The organism is Clostridium swellfunianum, from assembly GCF_023656515.1.
Taxonomy (GTDB): Bacteria; Bacillota; Clostridia; order Clostridiales; family Clostridiaceae; genus Clostridium_AT; species Clostridium_AT swellfunianum.
Window position 1 is genome coordinate 3,589,534 of the sequence record NZ_JAMOFV010000006.1, and the last position, 21,484, is coordinate 3,611,017.

Below are 21,484 nucleotides of genomic sequence, written 5' to 3' on the forward strand. Positions count from 1 at the left end.
TAAATGATATAGCTGTGAGAGGAGGATAATATGCCACGAAAGGATTCCATAGATATAGGAGAATTAACAGATGCTGCTTTTTATATACTATCAAGCGTTATAGAAGAAAAACATGGCTATCTGATTATGAAAACTATTGAAGAGTTTACAAGCAATGAAGTATCAATTGGACCTGCCTCCCTTTATACTACTTTAAAAAAGCTTTTGTCAGCAGGGCTTATAGAGCTTACTAAGGATGAAGAAGAAAGTAAAAAGATATATAAGATTACCGAGGCAGGACATGATATGTTAATAAAAGAAATTCAGAGAAAAAAGCGGATGATAAGATTTGCAGAGCATTTTTTAAAATAGAATGGGGGAAATAATAAATGAAAAATAAATATGTTATGGTCAGCGGATTTGCTTTTAGTGAGGAAACAGACATGGAGAAGTTAAGCGGCTATGCAAGGAAGGGCTGGGTATTAGAAGGAATATCAGGAGTATTCTTCTATAAGCTGAAAAAAGATACTCCTCAAGATATAATTTACAGCGTAGACTATCAAAAAGAAGCAACAGAAGAATATTTTGAATTATTTTCCCAAGCAGGCTGGAGAAGAGTTACGTCTATAGGAAATGAAATTCATATATTCTCAGCACCTGCAGACACAAAACCTATATATAGCGAACGTGATACAGAACTAGAAAAATATGTTGACGTAAAAAACAAAACAGCCAAGGGAAGCATTTATTCTTTGGTTTCAATTGCAGTTTCAATGGCTTTAATGGTGCTTTCCGTAGCTTTTATTAGACAAATATTTATTTTTACTCTATTATTATTCATAATTAGTATTATAGCTTTTGTCTTTAACTTTATGTCATATTTAGCCTATAATTCTCGCCTAAAAGGTAAGGGCAACACAGAAAATAAAAACAAGCTGAAGTTAGTTTCTAGCATATGCTTTTTAATTGCTGGCATAATGAATATAATTTCAAGGAATTATGGTTTTGCGGCTATGTTTTTGGTAATTGGAATATTTGATGCTGATTCTGTTTTAAAGAGTTATAAAAGGAAGAGTTAATTGGATAATCATTTATTGAATGTGCTACGGTGAACCGTAGGATCAGTGTCTAAAACTGCATATGCCTCAGTAGTGATGTCCGCCTTCTAAGGTGGACTTTTTTTATATAGCATTGTGTAAATATATGGTTTATAATCAATATAAAGGTTAAATACGGTTTGCCGCTAAGGCATATTAAAAGTATTGAATTGGGGGAAGTGTTTTGAATACGAGAAAGTATAAAAAAGTATTACTATGGGTTCTTTTTCTCATAGTGTTTTCTGTAATTTCATATAATATTGACTCAAGGCTAGTAGCTTTAGATAAAAGACCTATATTAGTGTTGCCAACGGCAGTTGCAAAGGATGGGGGAACTACTATATATAGAGGACTAGGCTATAAAGTTATTGGATGGAAAAGATTAGAGTTAAAAAAAATTGATGACAAAGAGATTCAAGGAACAATGAGAGGGTATGAAATCAGCACCATATTTAATTCGCAAAATATTAGTAAAGGTCCACAGAAAAAACTTATATTTGTACCCAATAAGTAGGAGTTATGATATTCATAATTTTTTTATAATGCAAACTAAAGTAAAAAATATTAAAGGATGTGTTTTCTATGAATACAAACACCACAGTTATTTTAATAAGCGGCTCTCCGGGAGCAGGCAAGACTACATTGGCTGAAAAGATATCAGAAAGCATGAATGGAATTTGTGTACATATTGAGGGAGATATGTTATACAACATGGTGAAAAAAGGATGGGTTCACCCTTGTGATGATCATGATAAATTTTTTCTAAACATTTTATGGGACAATATTGTAGCTCTAATTAAGAATTTTACCAAACAGAATATCAACGTGGTTGTCGATTATGTTTTTTCTAAACAACAGATATTTTCCATTGTTGACCGCATAAAGAGTTCTAAAATTAATATTAAGGTAGTTGTTGTAAGCAGCAGTATTGAAACTATTATTGAAAGAGATAGACAGCGGAGTGGAGTAGCATATGTTGGAGAAGAAAGAATTAGGCAAATTGTAGAGGATTTTAATTCAGATATAATCCCAGAAAGATATATACTTGAAAATAATAATACTAATTTAGATGAGCTTGTAAATTTAGTTTTAAACGAAAGTAGATTTACCGTGCAAGAATAAAGATAATTTTAATTAAGAGGGGGCTATATATGAAAACTAAACTTAATCATGTAAGGGTAAATGTTTCTGATATTAAAAAGGCATTAAAATGGTACGAAGAAGTATTAGGTTTTGAAAATGATGGCGGGTGGCCGCTTGAAAACCCTACTTACTATGATTTTGTATTAGAGGAAGGGGCAAAGTTTGCAATTATGGAGGTAAAGAGTGAAAAATCTCATGGCAGACTTAATTTTGGAATTGATAACGTCGATGAGCTATGGGAAAAGCTTAAGGATAAAGTAGAAATTGTGGAGCCTATATTTGATACACCTTGGGGAACACGTAAGTTTACAATTAAAGACCTGGATGGAAATGAGTTAGGATTCGGAAAATAAATTATAATATTAGAATAACCTCTTTACTCTCCAGTTACAGGAGGGTATAGAATAAAAACATCAGGAAGGGAGTGATTTTTATGTATCGCATTGGTGAGTTTTCAAAGATGAGTAAAACCACAATAAAGGCGCTTCGATACTATGATGAAGTGGGGCTTTTAAAGCCTGAGGCTGTAGATAATTTTACAGGCTATAGGTTTTACACAACAGATCAGCTTGTTAGGCTTCACTACATCCAAGCACTTCGACAGCTTAGCTTATCCATTGAAGAGATTAAGCTTATCAATAACGGACATAGTGCTGAAGCCATACTGAAAAAACGAAAAAAAGAGTTAGAAATGGAAATTGCTAATGCTTCAGAACAACTTTCCAGAATTGAGTTTATTCTATCAGGAAAAGAGGAGTTGGGTTTTATGAATTATCAAGCAATCATTAAAGAAATGCCAGAATGTATCGTTTATTCTAAAAAGATAACAGTACCAAGCTATGATGCATATTTTCAGATTATACCTGAAATTGGGGTACAAGTTAAAACTAAGTATCCGGATTTAAAGTGTGCAGTACCTGAATACTGCTTCATCAGCTACCTAGATGGTGAGTATAAGGAAAAAGACATCAATATAGAGTATTGTGAAGCTGTGGATAAGATGAGAGAGAGCTTTAGCGACATCATATTTAAGAAGATAGAAAAAGCAACCGCTGTTTCTGTAATGCATAAGGGACCATATACTGGGCTTTCTCAAGCATATGCCTATGCTTTTAGGTGGATTGAAGAGAATGGTTATGCAGTTGCTGATAATCCTCGTGAAAGCTATATTGACGGCATTTGGAATAAAGATAGCGAAAATGATTGGCTTACAGAATTGCAAATACCAATTGTTAAAAAATAACTGCCGGAAATAAGCTTTTTAAAAAGTTTTACTACTATACGAGCGTAATTTAAGGACTAAACCTTTGGTACAAGGGGTTAGTCCTTTTATTTTGTTATTAAAAAATAAAGTCATAGCTTGAGTTGAAATTTATAAATTAGTATTGGAGTTCACTCCCTATTTCAGAAAAAATGATTATTTTATTCAGTAATCGACATTATTCTCTAAATTGTGGGAAATTAATGTGCTAGAATAAAGTAAATATAATTTTTAATCAAAAATCTATAGGACATGCTACATAAATAAAGATTGACTTTAAATTATGGGAGGGGGAACTTCAATGCCAACAATAGGCATAGATTTGGGAACAACAAACAGCATTGTTGCCTACTGGACTGAAAATGGACCAGCTATAATACCAAATGCTTTAGGTTCAAATTTGACACCATCCGTGGTGAGCATTGATAAAAATAATGAAATTTTAGTAGGTGAAGTAGCAAAGGAACGCCTTATCACTCATCCTAACTTAACAGCATCCACCTTTAAGAGGTACATAGGAACAGAAAAACAGTATAAATTAGGCAAGCATACTTTTTCTGCAGAAGAGTTATCATCTTTTGTATTGAAGTCCTTGAAAGCAGATGCAGAAGCATTTTTTGGACAAGAAGTAGAAGAGGCAGTTATTAGTGTACCTGCCTACTTTAATGATGCGCAAAGAAAAGCCACAAAACGTGCTGCTGAGCTTGCAGGGCTGAAGGTGGAACGCTTAATAAGCGAGCCTACTGCTGCAGCAATTGCCTATGGACTTCATCAGGAAAACTCAGAAACTAAGTTTATAGTTTTTGATCTAGGTGGAGGAACTTTTGACGTATCCATTCTTGAATTATTTGAAGGAATAATGGAAGTAAGGTCTATAGCGGGAGATAATTTTCTTGGGGGAGAAGACTTTACAAACCTTCTTGTTTCATATTTCGTAGATAGTGAGAAAATTGATATACAATCACTTGATTCCAAGGAAAAATCCTTTCTTTATAAACAAGCAGAAATGTGCAAACGTGCAATTGGTGAGAGCAATTGCGGCAAAATGAGCTTTACCCTAAAGGGGACAAACTATGAAAAAACCATAGATAAAGCTGATTTTGAAAAACTGGCAAGCCAGCTTTTACTAAGATTACGTCATCCAATAGAGAGAAGTCTAAGAGATGCAGACTTAAGGCCTAGTGATATGGATGCAGTAATTCTCATTGGCGGTGCCACACGTATGCCTGTGATAAAATCTGTGGTGAGCAGAATGTTTGGCAAATTGCCTTTTTCAAATATTAATCCAGATGAAGCAGTTGCCTTAGGAGCAGCCATACAGGTTGCTTTAAAAGAGAGAAACCAAATGTTAAATGAGATTATACTTACAGATGTATGCCCATACACCCTTGGAACCGGTGTGGCAAAACAAGTGGATCATGAAAATTATGAGAGTGGATTTTTTCTACCAATAATAGAGCGCAACACGCCAATACCAGTAAGCAGAGTAGAACGTCTTACAACTATAAGAGATAATCAGACAAACATACATATTGAAGTTTATCAGGGTGAAAATCGCCGTGTCGAAGGAAATGTAAAACTTGGAGAAATGAATATAAAGGTTCCGCCTGCAGAGGCTGGAAAAGAGCTCATCGACGTACGATACACCTACGATATAAACGGCATATTGGAAGTAGAGGTTCAAACAATAAGTACGGGAGAGAAGAGTAGGGTTGTAATTGAGAAAAATCAGGGAAGCATGACACCAAAAGAAATAGAAGAGAGATTAAAAGCCCTAAAAGATATTAAAATTCATCCTAGAGATAAAATGGAAAACAGATTACTCATTGCAAAAGGAGAGCGTCTTTATGAGGAGTCTTTGGGCGAAAAACGTGAATACATAGGCAATTTGCTGCAGAGGTTTGAAAGTGTTCTCTCCCGCCAAAACGAGAGAGACATTAAAATAGCTGCTAGTGAGCTGAAAGAGCAGCTGGAGCAAATTGAAGGGTGGTTTGATTATTAATGGAAACCTGGGAAATTCTCGGCATTGAAGCTACTGCGGAAGTATCAGCTATAAAGAGAGCCTATGCAAAAAAATTAAAAGTGTATCATCCAGAAGATAATCCACAAGGCTTTCAGATGCTCAGGGAAGCCTATGACAGAGCTTTAAAATTTGCAAAGAATAATCAAAATAAAGAACCAGAATTCACTGAGCAAGTAGAAGTAAGAAATGAGCCCGTAGAAGAATATAAGACGAAACAGGTATTTACAGAGGAAATCTACAATACCCCTGAGGAGGACGAATTCTATACTCCTCCTCCTGTAAATATAGTTGAGGAAGTTATTGATACAACTGAGACCAGGGAGCAGCTTGTTAAGGAATTTTTTGAAAAAGCAGCTAATATATATAAGGACTTCTCTAATCGTTTGGAGGAAAAGAAGTGGCGGGAGCTCCTAAATGATGAGATTATGTGGAGATTTGATTGCAAGGAACTAATCAATAATAGCATGCTTCAGTTTTTGATGAAAAACTATTTACTGCCAAGAAACATATGGATACTTCTAAATGAAATCTTCAGATGGGATGAACAGGTTGAATACTTAAATACTTATTACAATAAAAGCTTTGTTAGATATCTGCTTTTGAAAATAAGCAGCCAAAGAGGTCCTAGGTATAGTTACTTTGATAAGAATAAGGAAGTTGACTATGACAAGTATATGTATCATAGCGAGGAAGCGTATATTGCACTGCTTGACAACGACTTGAATAGAGCAAAAGAGAGTATCTCCCTTGCCTATGAGATATTTGATAAAGACCCTGACTTATTGTGCATGAAGGGTGAATATTTTCTAAGGTTAAAGAAGATACATAAAGCTTTGTCTGCCTTTAAAAAAGCAGCTAAATTGAATCGTAAAGATGAGTATATATACTTTTATCAGGTAGAAATATTGTTCAACAATAAGAAATATATACAAGCTCTTGATATCTGCTTAAAGCGTAAGGCACAAACTTCTAAAAATATAGAATGGCGTACTTTATTGGGTAAATGCTACCTTAACTTATCCAGGTGGAAAGCAGCTAGCAAAGTATTTCTAAGAAGTATAAAAATTGATCCTAATGATATTGAAGCAAGAAAATGCCTGCTTGAGGCTGCCGAAAATTTAAGACCAGCTTTGAAAAAGCATCCTATGAAGTTAAGGCTTAGAAGAAGATTAAAGAAAATATATGGTATACTTAGAGAGCAGAACAAAATTGATGAAATGAAATTAACCTTTAAGGATATATTAGTTTCATTGAAGAACCTTATTTTCAAAATTATTGGAACTTGTTCTATAATAGCTTTAGTGGCTAAATCTACTGACAGTGGAATCATTACAGTTATTGCAGCACTAATATACTTAGCTGTACTTAGATTCTTTTAGTAAGTCAGTGGAAATAAGCTAAAGGATAAGAAGATATAATCTTGCGCTCAAAGCTCTCACAGAGTAAAAAGTTAAGTTTTTATACTGCGAGAGAAAGAGGGCGCGAATGTTGAAGGTAGCTGAGAGTGTGAATAGCGTTAAGAAAAAGCTTAGCGAAGACACCAGTAGTATAATAGATTCACTATAATATAATAATGCTTTACTTGGCTTTCTTTTGTTTTCAAGAACAAACATAATATATGAGTCTCTAAGCAAGGTTGAGACAATGATTTGTTGTTTCTGCTTTAGCTGGTGCCATTTTTTATATTGGGCTATAGTTTTTTTATCATTAGTATGGTTATCGTTCATTTTAAATCTCCTTGTCATGTAGGAAGTAATTAAATCTATCATTGATTATAACATTATTGAAAGACAGCAAAAAGGTAGAGATCCTACCTACTTTTATATTATAACTGAAAATAGATACTTACAAGGGTAGAGGAATAGTTTTAGATTTTGATATTAATTTTTGTTGAGAAATTCTTCTATTTGAATGATTTACCAAATGATGTGCATTAGATATAATTATATACAATGATTATTAATCATTTCATAGAAAATAGAAATTAATCGACAAAACCATGCTTGCCATTGCTAACACTCTTTCATTTTCCGAAAATAAAATCAAGGAGAAAATATCCATGGAAGATTTAAACAAGGAAAATGAAAATTTAAACAAACTAGAAGACAATGATGTGCGGATTGTATATGTGCCGCAAATGTGCTTAGGACGTGGAACTTCCAGGACTGGCGTTTATTAAGAGAATGGGTTAACGCAAGCGATAAATATGATAATGACTTGGATTTCCCACGTTGGATATCGCCGGAAACGGTTGCTGGACAAGGCTTTGAAGAAACGTTGAATTTTTATAATTTTATACGAAAAGGCAGTAAAATGGAAGATTTACAGCTTGATTTATTGTTTCCGATTAAGGAGAAGGTTCAAGAATAAGCTCCATGGGTAAGGCAGACTACCTATTACAAAGGAAGAGGTGCTTAAATGGAAGATATTAAAATCGACTCATCATTATCCTTCGGAGGTTATAATTGGCGTGTACTTGACATACAAAACAATACGGCTTTGATTATAACCGAAGATATTATAGAACAACGCCCTTACCATGATGCTTATATAGATATAACATGGGCTGACTGTGCTTTAAGAAAATATCTTAATGGTGAATTCTATGATAAATTCAACGCAAATGATAAATCAAGGATAATTCCGGTAATAAATAAAAATCTTGATAATCAGTGGTATGGTTCAAAGGGCGGAGCAGATACGCAAGACAGTATATTTTTATTAAGCCTTGAGGAAGTATGCAAATATTTTGGTGATAGCCTTTCAAAACTGTATAACCCAGGAAAGAATCAAAGATATTGGTTTGAAAGAAAAGATGAAAACAACGGTAAGCGACTAGCAAGACTTCAGGGTAAAGAATGGGCTTGGTGGTGGTGGCTTAGGTCGCCTGGCCGCGTTAATGTAAAAGCAGTGTACATCTTCGGGACTGACGGTAATATAGGCATCCAAGGCAATAATATATTGAAAGGCAACATCAGCGATGGGAAATGTACAGGCGGTGTTCGTCCCGCTTTGTGGCTAAAGTTAGAATTGTAGATCTTGGATCACTTTTAAAGTGGTCTGACCATAAATCCGGCATAAAATAATTAAATTTAAAGGAGAATTAAAATGAGCAAATACGAAAATGCTATGAAACTTATGGAGGAACGCTGCGGAAATGGCAAAGAGGAAGTTATTGCCCTTGCGACAATATCACTATCCTCTAATGCTGCAGGTAATCCTCGTCCTGCTGTTCGTATGGTTTGCGCTTATTATGAAGACGGCATATTTTATGTTTCTACAGACGCCCAAAAAAATAAAATGCTGCAAATTGAGAAGAATAACGAGGTATCCATAGCTGGGTTAGATTGGTATGCCTTCCATGGCACGGCTGAAAATCTAGGCTGGGTCAAGGACGAGAAGAATGCAGAAATCAGAGCTAAATTTAAAAAAGTTTTCGATTGGTTCGATGAAGTTGGAGATGAAGACAATCCGAACTCAATCGTTCTGCGTATCTCCCTCACAAAGGGTACGATTACTGACAACGAAAAAAAATACGGTGAGCATCAGTATGAAATTGATTTTATCAATAAAACAGCGAAATAAATCCGTAAAGAATAAGCAGTTTATTGTTGGGGGTTTTTCAACTAGATCACCTGAAAGATTTAATCTGATAGCGTTGTCTATTACTCAAGTAACACATATGGATTATGAAAAAGGGATAGATTATATTACTTATATTGATGTAATGAATGATAGTAATATTTTAGATTTGAAACCTTATACTTCAATGGTGGACAGAGTAGAAAAGCCTAGTATTCCGGAATGAAGCGCTAATTTTTAAGGGATGGGTGCTTCTTTTTTGTATTAACTTCCTGACCATAGCCACCCACTAAGAATTTGATAAATAATACTTTAGAATTATATCATAATTATCTAGCATGTATAAGGTAATAAGATGGAAAGACCTCAGTTATTTGTGATACTGAGAACCATATCATAAGTAATGGTGCTCTTTTAATAAATAAGCAGCAAGTATTTAAAGATAGATATAAAGTTATGTAATATTAAATTTAAGGTCTTCTAAAAAACGGTCAGTAGATTTAAAATAAGATTAATCTACTGACCGTTTTGGTCTATAAAGGAGAATACTATGAATCAAGCATATTTTCAGTTACCATTAGATAAACAAAGGAATTTGCTCAATTCCGGATACAAGCTGTTTGCGTTATATCCCTATAAGAAAGCTTCAATGAGTGCAATAGCTAGTGAAGCTGATATCTCCAAGTCATTACTGTTTTATTATTTTAAAGATAAAAAGGAATACTACTTGTTTTTATTTAATACCGCTATTGACTTTCTTGATGAACAGAAGGAAGAGGGTATTAATAAGCAAATGAATGATTTTTTTCAACTAATCAATAAAACTGTGGAACGTAGAATGAAAATGATTCATGACTATCCATATTTGTATAAGTTTATCACAAGAGCTTATTATGAAAGCCTTGAAGAAATAAAGCCTGAGATAGATAAAAGGAAAAAAATATTGCTGCAAATCGGTGAAGAGGAGATGTTAAATATTATCGATTATGATAAGTTTAAGAATCCAAGTGATGTAAAGATACTGCTTGATATAGTTCTTTCTGTGGCAGAGGGGTGTATGCGTGGACTGGAAGATTTGGATATTTCTAAAATGCAGGAGAAGATATGTGAGTTTAAGAGTATGATGGATTCTTTGAAAAAATATTATTACAAGGAAGAATTCTTGATTAAATTATAAGGGGGAGTTTATTATGGAGGATAAAGCCAGACATTTGGTATTTGAAAATTTGAATTGTGAGATTCATTACTGGTATAGAAAGGGAACAACAAATAAATGGGTACTATTTTTTCATGGAGCAGGTGTTGATCATGAAATGTTCAATGAGCAATTTAAGGCTTTTGATGATACCTACAATTTAGTTGCTTGGGATTCTCGAGGACACGGTTTGTCTAAATTGGAGCAAGGGAAAAAATTTCAGTTTAAAGATATGATTAGCGACTGCAAAAAATTATATGAAATTTATAATATTGATAAAGCAGTTCTTATAGGACAGTCAATGGGAGGCAATCTAGTTCAGGAAATATCGTATTATTATCCAGAACTAGTAGAGAAATCAGTGCTGATTGATTGTACTAAAAACACAGGTAAACTCACATCTATGGAGAAGTGTTCATTGAAATGTACTAAGTTTATATTTAATTGCTATCCATGGAAGCTGCTTATAAAACAGAGTGCCAATGCTTGTGGAAACAAAGCTAGTGTAAGGAAATACGTTAGGGATTGTTTTGAAAGGATAGATAAAAAAACCTTTATTGATATTATGACAGATTTAATTGGGTGTCTTCACTATGATCCGGAATTTAAGTTTAAAAGACCCATGCTATTGCTTTGTGGTTCAGATGATAAAACTGGCAACATAAAAAAAATTGCTGAGGCGTGGGCAAAAGGTGATAGTAATTGTACATTCTATTTTATTGACAATGCTGGGCATAACTCAAATCAAGATAATCCAGAGATGGTTAATAAGTTGATTATTGACTTTATAAATAATTAGTTATTTTAGGAGTGTAGGTGTTACCCACACAATAATGTTAGAAAGGCTTACATCCTTTGATGTAAGCCTTTCTAACATTATTTCTTTTCAGATGAGTCCTCTTTTTCAGTGTCTTTACCAAAGTATTCATCTAACTTCTTTTTCATGTTTTCTGGAATCTTTCTTTCAATTGGGAATACCACTGAGTTTACCACTGATTCACTGAAATCTTTAGTTATTATAGTGGTTTTTTCTAAAGCCTCAGCACTTAAGAAGTCCATAACATCGTGCCTTGTGTGGATAAAGGCTCCCCCTTGAGGTGCAAAACGACAGAAGGTAAGGGATGGAATACCTGCATCAGCAAAGGCTGTGGAATCACTGGAGTAAATGCTTTGTTCTACCTTAAGTGGATAACCTTTAATTTTAGCCATGTGATCAATATAATCAATCAAGCTTTGCTCAGCAGTGACTAAAGCCATCTCTCTTCCAAGAATAGAGCCCGCCACATCCACATTAATCATCAGAAGATGCTTTTTAAGTTCTTCTTCATGAGCTTTTAAGTAAGCTTTACTTCCAAGAAGTCCAACCTCCTCAGAGCCGTACCATACGAACTTTAAAGTTCTCATTGGTGGATTTTCTTTAAAATGTTTAAGAAGTTCCATTATTATAACAGAACCGGCACCGTTGTCGTATACCCCTGTACTGAAAGGAACACTGTCATAGTGAGCACCAAAGGATATTATTTCATCAGGATACTTAGTACCTTCTAAGGTTACCACTACATTATGAGAAGTAAGTTCTATATCCTCAGTAATTAATTCTACTTTAACCTTAGAAGCTTTGTTCTGAACCATGTGGAAGCCATCTTTCATACGGATATTTAAAGCAGTTACCTTGCCATATTGAGTATTCTTTTCACGCATTCTAGCTATAGTAATATCAGTTTTATCTTCCTCATCTCTAGCAGTACCACTCATGGTAATGTAACCGGCTATGCCAGCTTTCATAAGTTTTTTGTAAAGCTTAGGGTTTGGACCCATGTTTATAAGTACAAATTTTCCTTTAAGGTCAACTAAGTTTGCATCTAATCCATCTTCTATGTATACAAAGTCTGTAGTTATTCCACCTTCAGGTGTGCTAATTGAGCAATTGTAAGGTGTGACTTCATATTCTTTTTCATAAGGCTCAACTACCTTTAGTGAAACTTTTTTTATGTTAGAAGTAGGAACTTTAAAATCTTCTAAGTGCCCCTCACAACCTATAGAAGATATTTCTTGTAGAAGAATATTTGCTGCTTTCAGCTCTTCTTGTGAACCGCTGGTTCTTACAAAACCAATCTTTTTCAAAAGTTCGAATTCTCTTTGGCTACTTATTGACATAATATTTCCCCCCATTTATGTAATTATATATAGTATACCATATTATACCTTATGCTTTAATCGCCCAACGCAATTTAGCAGAACGTGCACGACTATTTACATGGCATTCTTCTGCTGATGGACGAATAGGTTCTGGTGCTATTTCAGAATAAATGCCTTCACGGAAGAAGTGTTGGAAAGACTTTTTAACTCGACGATCTTCTCCAGAGTGGAAGGTAAGTATGGCAACACGGCCACCCTTAGCAAGAACACTAGGAAGCTTCTCTAAAAACTCATCTAGCACTTCAAACTCTTTATTTACATTAATTCGCAAGGCTTGAAAGGTTCGCTGACAGGATTTTTTAACATCTTCCTCTTTGATTCTTGGCACATATTTCAGAGCATCTTTAATTATGTTTCTGAGCTGTGTTGTTGTGGTTATATCAATTCCTTTTTTTATGCTGGACAAAATAGCACGAGCGATTACCGCTGCATGAGGCTCGTCAGCGTTGTCTATGAGCATATCTTCTATTTCAAATAGTGTCATGTCTTTTAAAAGCTCCGCTGCAGAGATACCCATATTCGGATTAAGTCTTAAGTCCAATGGACCTTCAGCCTTAAAGGTAAATCCTCTTTCAGGATTGTCTATTTGCATAGAAGAAACACCTAAATCTGCCAACACAAAATTAATGGATTCAGGTTCGGAGGTGACTTCATCTATTTTAGAAAAATTCATTTGCTTAATCTCTAAAATTTCAGGACCATAACCAAACCGTTCTAAACGTTCTTTGGTTCGCGGCAATTCAATAGGATCTACATCCAGTGCATACAAGCGTCCTTTGGAATCTAAACATTTAAGCATTTCTAAAGTATGACCGCCATAACCTAGTGTTGCATCTAAACCGGTTTGGCCAGGTCTAATTTGTAGAAAGTCCAATATTTCTTTTACACAAATGGAAATATGCATGCCTGCAGGGGTATTACCCTTTTGAATAATCTTAGCAATATCATCGGCATATTTTTCCGGATTCAGTTCCTTGTATTTTTCTTTATAATTCTTAGGGTGAGTGCCTTTATATCGAGGCCGCCTTTGATGTTTGGGCACATTCACATCCAAAGTGCTGTTATCTGAATTCATTGTCTTCCCTCATTTTCATAATATATTCTTGTATTTTTGTTATAAATTATATGATAGCAGATACAATTTTTTAAAGCAACATCAACAGTGGGGATTATTGGCAAAGCCAATAGTCTAAATGATACTAGTAAAATCGGATTGACAGTGCTCTTCACTTTTTTATTAACAATCTTATAAGGAATCATCCTTCAATATTTCCTGAACCACAAGCTTGCTTGAAAGCAGCACAATTGAAACACCAGGTCCAGGATGAACAGAACTACCCACAAAATATAGATTTTTCACATTGTCTGATTTCAAGTGAGGGCGAAAGTAATTGGTTTGGGTTAAGGTTGGACTTAATCCAAAGGCAGTGCCTCCATAAGAGTTAAAGCTATCCTTTAAATTCTGAGGCGTGAGGTAGTTTTCGTAAGCAATATTTTCCTCAATGTCTTCTAAACCTGGAATGTTCTTAAGGGCTGATATAGTTTTGTTTCTCATAAACTTCACTGTATCTTCATTCCAAGTTATATTTCTGAAAAATAAATTTGGAACCCTAACTACTATGCTTATACATTCACCATCATTTTCTGCCATGCTGTCGTCCACTTTAGTAGGGCAATAGATATAGAAGGAAGGATTCGTAGGTAAATGACCAGTAAAAGCATCATCAATATTTTCTTTAAAGTCCTCATTCAAGTATAGATTATGTACAGAAAGCTGAGGATATTTTTTTCTTAAACCTAAATAAATAATAAAGGTGGAGCAGGTGTATTTTAGGTCGTCTAACTTGCTAGCTGTATATTTTCCTTTTTGAATATCGCTTTTTATTAAAGTATCCATAGTATAAGGAAAGTCTGCATTGCTTATAACTATATCACCAAAAACATCTGCCTTTTCTTTAGATTTTATACCAACAGCTTTGTGGCCAGAAATTATAATTTCATCTACTGCATAATTTGTTTCAATTACTCCTCCTAGCTGATAAATAACCTTTTCCAAAGCTTTCACATAGGAGTACATTCCGCCCTTTAAATGCCAAAGACCATATAGCTGAGATACTACAGGAACTAGTGTATAAATACTTGGTCCTTCATAGGGAGATATTCCAACATATAATGATTGATAGTACAAAAACTTTTGCAGCTTCTCATCCTTAACATATTCTGAAATTAATTGGTGGGAGGTAGAAAACGCTTTAGTTTTTAGTGCATTTACTATGGATGAAATCTTAAAAAAGTCTAGAGGCCTTTCAAAGGAATGCTGTAAAAAGTGATCGTTAGCAATGGTATACCTTTCATATACCTCTGACAAAAATTTCATATACCCGATAGCAGCCTCTGTTGAAATAGACTCTAGGTTTTTTATTAAGGACACTAAATCTCTAGTAAAATCATAAAAAGTTCCGTCCGAATAAAAGCTGCGATATATTGGATCAACTTTGATAAATTCTATATAATTCTTATAATCTAGGTTAGCATCACAAAAAACTTCTTCATAGATATCTCGATTCATTAAAATTGAAGCAGTTAAATCAAAAGTGAATGGGCGGTGGACTAATTGATTTGTTCTGCCGCCTATAGTTTTTTCTTTTTCATAAATTTTCACATCATAGCCTTTGCTAAGTAATCTTACAGCTGTAGACAAACCGCCTATTCCTGAACCTATAATTAATACTGTTTTTTTCATACTTTTCACTCCGAACTTAATTATGCTTAAAGTTATTATTTCCCATATGTTTAATTTCCTATCCTTATAGTAATTAGTAAGAAAATTTCAAAAAAATATTTACAATTGTAATCTAAACTATTATAATAAAAATATACTGTTCGATAAAATAAATTTTATTGATAAAAATAAACCGAGGTGAATTATGAAAAAAGAAAAAATCTTGAGTACTTTAGAAGAAATAAAAGTTATATCTGATCCCTTTAGATTTAAAATATTAGTTTTATTCAATCGTGACAGTGATGCCCTAACAGTTAAGCAAATGTCAGTAAAACTTAATGAAGTACCCTCAAAGGTTCACTATCATGTAAAAGAATTGGAAAGGATAGGAATACTGGAAATTGTTGAAACAAAAGAAAAAGGGGGGATAATGGAGAAATATTATCTTCCTACAGCTGAAGTATTTAAGATTAAAAAGGATATAGGCATACAAGATGAACCTGAATACAAGCAGGTTAGTGAAAACATTATATTAACCATGCATGAGGATTTTACTGAAGCAATGAATCAAAAGAATAATGATGGTATGAGACAGTTAAATTATGGAATGACTTATTTGACTGATGAAGAGGCTGAAAAGCTTGGAGAACTTATTGCTGAATTTATGAAAGATAAGAATGTTAGAGAAAATACTAAGCCATATATGTTTGGATATGCATTATTCCGCAAGTAATTATTGAAGGGGATGTGGGGGATGGAAATCAGTGTTGATGTTGAAAAGAAGAATGGCTTTAGAGTTTTAAAAAATTATCCCGATTTTCTTAAGGTATGGTTGGGGCAAACCATATCCAGGTTTGGGGATGCACTTGATGGCATTGCCTTTATGTGGCTTATGTATAAGCTTACCGGGTCAACGCTTTTAATGGGGTCAGTAATGGCAGTTAGTGCAATGCCTTCTCTCTTTGGAATGGCGGCGGGGGTTTTTGTAGATCGTATGGACAAAAAAAAGGTTATGGTAATTATGGATTTACTTCGAGGAGTGTCCACCGCAGGTATTGCTGTATTATTTATAACTGATAACTTACAAGTATGGCTGCTTTTTGCTTTTTCATTTTTTAATTCGATATGTGAGGTTTTTTCCTCACCAGCTCGTTCAAGTGCAATGCAGGTGTTAGTAAAGAAGGAACACTATTTACCAGCAAATTCCTTAGGGCAAGCCTCAAGAGCAATCGCTGAAATATTAGGCATGGGTATTGCGGCTGCTGTTATTGGATTATGGGGCGTAGGAATAGCTATTTTAATTGATGCATCAACTTTCTTAATATCTGCTTTTACTGCTGCAATAGCTAATATTGAAAAGGTAGTAAGCAGCAGTGATAAGTTGGATATTCCGAAGTTTTTCAAAGAATTATTTGAGGGGTTGACTGTAATTAGATCAAACTTAATGATTTTTATTAATATGATACTTGGCTCAGCCATAAATATTTTACTTGCTCCATTTAACGTGCTTATGCCCATATACTCCGATAAAATTTTAAATTCTGGAGAGAAAGGCTACAGCAGCATGGGAATAGGAATAATGGTAGGTACAGTACTAGGCTCGCTTCTTGTGGGGCAGATTGCGCATAAATTCAAAAAAAGTACAGTGATAATTACAGGTTTCTTAGTGTTTGCTTCGAATATTTTAGCTCTTGGACTTGTTAGTAATATGCTTCTTGCCGTTGTTTTCAGTACTTTTATGGGAGTTTGCCTGCCGCTTATTACTGCTACAGGTATGTCTGTGATACAGGCTTATACCCCAAAGGAAAAAATGGGAAGAGTTACTTCAACCAGTCAGACAATTGGGTTAATAGGAATGCCATTAGGTTTTGCGGCATCGGGTATAATAGGCGAAAGTCTCAATGTACAATATACTTTTATAGCTATTGGAGTAATCATGATAATTATCTGCATTATACCAATGTTTAATAAAGAGTTCATGAGTTATTAAGATTAAAACTAAAAATTCACTAGCCCCTGACAAACAAGCATTGAAAGAACAGATATTTATAAATTAAAGCTTATTAATTTGAGGATATTGGAGTTATGCTGGAATACAAGTTATAATGATGGTGAGTATTTGTTAGAAAACACTAATTAAATATTATTATCTTACTTATATAGGAGGTCAAAAATGATTATAGGTCAAAAGATTGATTTACTCCATACAAAGTCAGTATGTGTTTGTAGTGGCTCTTTGTATGGAGTGCTAAGCCACTAATAAATGTTCTATACATACGACTTTGTATCCTAACTATTTTAATATTTAGGAGTGAAGCCAGTATGAAATATAAAAATGCGAGCAATGTATTACCTGAACATCTACTTCGTGAAATACAGCAATATGTTCAAGGAGAATATCTATATATACCTGCACAACAATCGTGTTGTAAAAAGTGGGGAGAAAAGTCTGGAATTCGTAATATTTTATCTCATAGAAATAGTGAAATTATAGATAAGTACAAACAAGGCTGCAAGATGATAGATTTAGCAGATGAATATTGTCTTTCTATCCATTCAATAAAGCAAATAATTTATAAAAAATGATTTATAGGGTTGCCGATTGGCAACCCTATTTCTATAAAACGATACAGAAGCATCTATTATCTTGAATGAACTTTATGGAGACAATACAATATAGTAAGAATGGAGGTAATGGCAATGAAACAAAACAAATATGATGACAAAACCTTTTTTGATAAGTACAGTAATATGAATCGTTCAAAAAATGGACTTGAAGGTGCTGGAGAGTGGAACGAACTAAAAAAAATGCTGCCAAACTTTGCAGGTAAAAGAGTATTAGACTTAGGCTGTGGTTTTGGATGGCATTGCAGATTTGCTATAGAAAATGGTGCAGAGCTAGCCGTTGGAGTAGATATTTCATCAAAGATGTTAAAGGAAGCAAGGAACAAAACAAAATCAGAAAATATACAGTATATATGTATGCCCATAGAGGATCTTGATTTTACTGACAATTCCTTTGATGTTATTATCAGTTCATTGGCTCTTCACTACATTCAATCATTTGAGCATGTTTTAAGCAAAATTAGCAAGTGGATTTCAAAGGGTGGAGAATTTGTTTTCTCTGTGGAACATCCAATTTTTACTGCACAAGGACCGCAGGATTGGCACTATGATGACAAAGGTAATATCTTACATTGGCCAGTTGACCATTATTTTACGGAAGGTGTTCGTAAGGCAAATTTTTTAGGGGAAGAAGTCATAAAATATCATAGAACTCTGACAACCTACGTGAACAACCTTATAAAAGCAGGATTTGAAATAACAGGAGTTGTTGAACCAAAGCCAGAAGAAAATTTGCTGCATACAGTTCCTGGAATGTTGGATGAAATACGCAGACCGATGATGCTTATTGTGTCAGCAGCAAAAAAGTAATAATCTATTATAGATAATTTTGAATTCTCTTGATTTAAAACATTATTATATCATTCATCAATCATTATATACTGATATATAAAACAGCGTGGTAATATTTCAAAATTAGCATGATTTTTCTATTGAAAAAATAAGTGTAAAGTCATTGCATATCCCTCGCAGAGTAAAAAGTTAACTTGTTATATTTATAAATTTTTAAAAAGTTAACTTTTTATGCTGCGAGAGAATGAGCGCACGGCTGTTAAAAACAACGCTTTGTTTTAAATATATATTGATATTATAAAAACATTTAAGGGAATCCAAGGCGTTACAACCACTAAAACATTATTGGTATAATAAGCTTAATTAAAAAGTTATTTAATGATAAAAAAAGTCATGGTTTGTCCGATAAATTATTTGACTTTTATATTAGTTCGTAATATAATAAATATATGAAACCGATGTCACATAGTTATAGCATATATAACTACATAATTCAGTAAATAATAATGATGTATTAATAGCTGGATTTTATTTTATGCATAATATGACATCGATGCCATATAGGAAATATATTAATATTGGATATCAATGTTCATGATAATCTTATAGAATATATTTTTTTTTATAAGACATGTGACATCGATGTCACAATAAACAGATTGGAGTGATGGTCTATGAATTTAGTTAGCGGTGCTAGCAGCATAAGTCAAGTAAGAGCTGGAAAAACTAAAAGAGTTTCAAGCTATGATAGATCCGGAGGTAATAAAGATTTTTACACTCTCCTTCCACATAGCAAAATTGAGATTTGCAATATTAAAGGCAGTGGTTATATAAGACACATATGGATGACTATGACTCCAAATGGTCCTTTTGATATTCAGTTCTTACCTCGAAAAATTATTGTAAGAATGTTTTGGGATAATGAAAGTAGTCCAAGCGTTGAAGTTCCTATTGGAGACTTTTTCGGAATGGGACATGGTATTACAAAAAATTATACTTCTGCTTTTCTTATGATGAGTCCTGAAGATGGAAAAGCCTTTAACTGCTTCTTCCCAATGCCGTTTGCCAGCGGTGCAAGAATTGAGATAGAAAGCGAAGCAGAAAACGAGGTTAAGTTTTATTTTTATGTAAACTATGAAGAGCATGATGCTATTCCGGAAGATGAATTAAGATTTCATGCTAAGTGGAGCAGGCAATGTCCAACAGATGGAATTTCAGATAAGGATATAGACAACGCTGAATACGAATTTGGCGGCAAAAACACTACCGGAGAAGGTAATTACGTTATACTTGAGGCTGAAGGAAAAGGACACTATGTAGGCTGCAACTTCAACGTGCATAACTTAAGGGCTACGAGAGAATGGAACTGGTATGGCGAGGGAGACGACATGATATTCATAGACGGAGAACACTGGCCGCCATCTCTTCACGGTACTGGAACAGAAGACTACTTTAATACAGCTTGGTGCCCTCAACAGGAAGTATGTACTCCTTACCATGGTATAATACTTGGAGGAGGTCCAAACTGGGGTGGAAAAATATCAACCTACAGATATCATATTTTAGACCCAATAATTTTTGAAAAGAGCATAAAAGTTACAATAGAGCATGGACATAATAACCATCGCTGTGATGATATTTCTTCCACAGCGTACTGGTATCAAACAGAACCGCATAAGGAATTTGAAAGGATATTGCCGCTTAAGGACAGACTGCCGGTGCCTGATATTTTACCTTTTAATGATGATACTATTAACAAAGTGTTTAGTCATGCAAATCCATAATTGAAACTGCCAGCTGAAAGACAGTCTAGAGTTAATTATTACAAAAGAATTTGAGGGGGTGAAGAATAAAATGAGTAGTATTTATGAAATAGCGAAGAAAGTAGGATTCTCTCCTTCGACAGTAGCTAGAGCATTAAACGGAAAAGGTTACGTTGATGAACGCAAAAGAGAAATAATACTTAATGCAGCCAAGGAGCTTAACTATGCGCCATCATACGCTGCAAAAATACTTAAGACTAAAAGAACAGAAAAGATTATCTTTGCAATTCCAGATATCTGCAACCCATTCTATTTTGACATGATAAACGGAGCTAACAGTGTACTTGAACAGTACGGGTATTTAATGGTGTTGTTTTATACAAAACATAATCTAAATGAAGAGTTAAAAGTAATACAACACCTTAAGGAAAAATATGCAGATGGAATGATTATGGTATCCTTTAACTTTTGTCATGAAAATATTGAATCCATAAATTCTTCTGAAGCTCCGGTTGTATTAACCAATAAGTATGATTCAGTCGACTCTGATGACAAGTTTGATTATGTGTATGTGGATACTTATTTAGGTATAAAGATGGCAACAGAACATCTTTTAAAGCAAGGACATCAAAGAATAGCATATGTTGGCGGAGACATGAAAGAGCAAACAGGAAGCGAGAGATTCATGGGCTATAGAGACGCTATTTTAGATGCTGGTCTAAAGCTTGAGAGCAAGTATATTTTTGAATCCAACTATACTGAAAGCGGAGGATACCTTTGCGGCAAGGAAATATTATGCTTGGAACAAAGGCCTACTGCTGTTGTGGCATCCAACGACCTTATGGCAATCGGAATTATAAATGCCTGTGATGAAGCACAGGTGAAAATACCTGATGATATAGCAATAATAGGAATGGATAATACTGATATTGCCACAAGAGTTTCACCTAAGCTTTCTTCTGTAGCTATGCTGCAGGAGGAAATAGGAAGAAATGCCGCGCAAATATTAATGGACAGATTAAATGGCGATGTTGGAGAAAAGAAGAGGGTTAAACTTTTCCCTAGACTAGTTATAAGGCAGTCAAGTGTAAGGCAGGAATAAA

General features: G+C 34.3%; 23 protein-coding genes. 20 read left to right on the top strand and 3 right to left on the bottom strand.

The features are described from left to right. Positions 1-30: 30 nt before the first annotated feature. From NBE98_RS16900 to NBE98_RS16965, 14 genes are all read left to right on the top strand, one after another. Entirely contained in the window at positions 31-351 is a 321-nt protein-coding gene (locus NBE98_RS16900) for a PadR family transcriptional regulator (RefSeq protein ID WP_250816186.1), read from the top strand. Between the two features lie 17 nt (positions 352-368). Continuing rightward, positions 369-1,058 carry a DUF2812 domain-containing protein gene (locus NBE98_RS16905; RefSeq protein WP_250816187.1) on the top strand — a complete coding sequence of 230 codons (690 nt, stop codon included), beginning with the start codon at positions 369-371 and terminating at the stop codon, positions 1,056-1,058. 202 nt (positions 1,059-1,260) lie between these two features. Then, the gene (locus tag NBE98_RS16910; RefSeq protein WP_250816188.1) at positions 1,261-1,590 is read left to right on the top strand and encodes a hypothetical protein; all 330 of its coding nucleotides are present in this window, start codon (positions 1,261-1,263) and stop codon (positions 1,588-1,590) included. 68 nt (positions 1,591-1,658) lie between these two features. Next, complete coding sequence (locus NBE98_RS16915) at positions 1,659-2,198, top strand: AAA family ATPase (RefSeq protein ID WP_250816189.1); 540 nt, start codon at positions 1,659-1,661, stop codon at positions 2,196-2,198. A gap of 29 nt (positions 2,199-2,227) precedes the next feature. Next, positions 2,228-2,572 carry a VOC family protein gene (locus tag NBE98_RS16920; protein ID WP_250816190.1) on the top strand — a complete coding sequence of 115 codons (345 nt, stop codon included), beginning with the start codon at positions 2,228-2,230 and terminating at the stop codon, positions 2,570-2,572. 80 nt (positions 2,573-2,652) lie between these two features. Then, a complete protein-coding gene (locus tag NBE98_RS16925; protein WP_250816191.1) occupies positions 2,653-3,462 on the top strand; it encodes a MerR family transcriptional regulator in 810 nt (269 codons plus the stop codon). A 319-nt stretch (positions 3,463-3,781) separates the two neighbouring features. Next, positions 3,782-5,482 carry a molecular chaperone HscC gene (locus NBE98_RS16930; protein WP_250816192.1) on the top strand — a complete coding sequence of 567 codons (1,701 nt, stop codon included), beginning with the start codon at positions 3,782-3,784 and terminating at the stop codon, positions 5,480-5,482. Then, positions 5,482-6,882 (top strand): J domain-containing protein, encoded by a 1,401-nt coding sequence (locus NBE98_RS16935; RefSeq protein ID WP_250816193.1) that lies wholly within the window; start codon positions 5,482-5,484, stop codon positions 6,880-6,882. Before NBE98_RS16930 ends, NBE98_RS16935 begins: the two co-directional genes overlap by 1 nt. 760 nt (positions 6,883-7,642) lie before the next feature. Next, a complete protein-coding gene (locus NBE98_RS16940) occupies positions 7,643-7,873 on the top strand; it encodes a hypothetical protein (RefSeq protein WP_250816194.1) in 231 nt (76 codons plus the stop codon). Between the two features lie 48 nt (positions 7,874-7,921). After that, positions 7,922-8,539 (top strand): DUF6273 domain-containing protein, encoded by a 618-nt coding sequence (locus NBE98_RS16945; RefSeq protein WP_250816195.1) that lies wholly within the window; start codon positions 7,922-7,924, stop codon positions 8,537-8,539. 72 nt (positions 8,540-8,611) lie between these two features. Further along, entirely contained in the window at positions 8,612-9,088 is a 477-nt protein-coding gene (locus tag NBE98_RS16950; RefSeq protein WP_250816196.1) for a pyridoxamine 5'-phosphate oxidase family protein, read from the top strand. After that, positions 9,054-9,311 (top strand): TrmO family methyltransferase domain-containing protein, encoded by a 258-nt coding sequence (locus NBE98_RS16955; protein WP_250816197.1) that lies wholly within the window; start codon positions 9,054-9,056, stop codon positions 9,309-9,311. The genes NBE98_RS16950 and NBE98_RS16955 overlap by 35 nt, the downstream gene beginning before the upstream one ends. A gap of 324 nt (positions 9,312-9,635) precedes the next feature. Next, positions 9,636-10,262, top strand: a complete 627-nt coding sequence (locus NBE98_RS16960; protein WP_250816198.1) for a TetR/AcrR family transcriptional regulator — start codon at positions 9,636-9,638, stop codon at positions 10,260-10,262. 13 nt (positions 10,263-10,275) lie between these two features. Beyond that, a complete protein-coding gene (locus NBE98_RS16965; RefSeq protein ID WP_250816199.1) occupies positions 10,276-11,079 on the top strand; it encodes an alpha/beta fold hydrolase in 804 nt (267 codons plus the stop codon). 77 nt (positions 11,080-11,156) lie between these two features. On the opposite strand, the gene NBE98_RS16970 is transcribed toward NBE98_RS16965, so the two are convergent. The 3 genes from NBE98_RS16970 to NBE98_RS16980 form a co-directional block, all read right to left on the bottom strand. Beyond that, complete coding sequence (locus tag NBE98_RS16970; protein ID WP_250816200.1) at positions 11,157-12,437, bottom strand: M28 family metallopeptidase; 1,281 nt, start codon at positions 12,435-12,437, stop codon at positions 11,157-11,159. Between the two features lie 49 nt (positions 12,438-12,486). Continuing rightward, positions 12,487-13,554, bottom strand: a complete 1,068-nt coding sequence (gene rsmH, locus NBE98_RS16975; protein WP_250816201.1) for a 16S rRNA (cytosine(1402)-N(4))-methyltransferase RsmH — start codon at positions 13,552-13,554, stop codon at positions 12,487-12,489. Positions 13,555-13,725: 171 nt separating this feature from the next. After that, on the bottom strand, positions 13,726-15,222 hold the full coding sequence (locus NBE98_RS16980; RefSeq protein ID WP_250816202.1) for a phytoene desaturase family protein: 1,497 nt from the start codon (positions 15,220-15,222) through the stop codon (positions 13,726-13,728). 184 nt (positions 15,223-15,406) lie between these two features. Between NBE98_RS16980 and NBE98_RS16985 the strand changes: the two genes are divergently transcribed. The 6 genes from NBE98_RS16985 to NBE98_RS17010 all read left to right on the top strand — a co-directional run bounded on the left by NBE98_RS16985 (position 15,407) and on the right by NBE98_RS17010 (position 21,483). Then, positions 15,407-15,934 carry a helix-turn-helix domain-containing protein gene (locus tag NBE98_RS16985; RefSeq protein ID WP_250816203.1) on the top strand — a complete coding sequence of 176 codons (528 nt, stop codon included), beginning with the start codon at positions 15,407-15,409 and terminating at the stop codon, positions 15,932-15,934. A gap of 21 nt (positions 15,935-15,955) precedes the next feature. After that, positions 15,956-17,191 (top strand): MFS transporter, encoded by a 1,236-nt coding sequence (locus NBE98_RS16990; protein WP_250816204.1) that lies wholly within the window; start codon positions 15,956-15,958, stop codon positions 17,189-17,191. A gap of 332 nt (positions 17,192-17,523) precedes the next feature. Next, positions 17,524-17,787: a CD3324 family protein gene (locus NBE98_RS16995; RefSeq protein WP_250816205.1), complete on the top strand. Its 264-nt coding sequence runs from the start codon at positions 17,524-17,526 to the stop codon at positions 17,785-17,787. A gap of 114 nt (positions 17,788-17,901) precedes the next feature. After that, positions 17,902-18,636: a class I SAM-dependent methyltransferase gene (locus tag NBE98_RS17000; protein WP_250816206.1), complete on the top strand. Its 735-nt coding sequence runs from the start codon at positions 17,902-17,904 to the stop codon at positions 18,634-18,636. Between the two features lie 656 nt (positions 18,637-19,292). Continuing rightward, the gene (locus NBE98_RS17005) at positions 19,293-20,402 is read left to right on the top strand and encodes a glycoside hydrolase family 172 protein (RefSeq protein ID WP_250816207.1); all 1,110 of its coding nucleotides are present in this window, start codon (positions 19,293-19,295) and stop codon (positions 20,400-20,402) included. Between the two features lie 70 nt (positions 20,403-20,472). Next, on the top strand, positions 20,473-21,483 hold the full coding sequence (locus NBE98_RS17010) for a LacI family DNA-binding transcriptional regulator (protein WP_250816208.1): 1,011 nt from the start codon (positions 20,473-20,475) through the stop codon (positions 21,481-21,483). The last annotated feature ends 1 nt before the right edge of the window (position 21,484 follow it).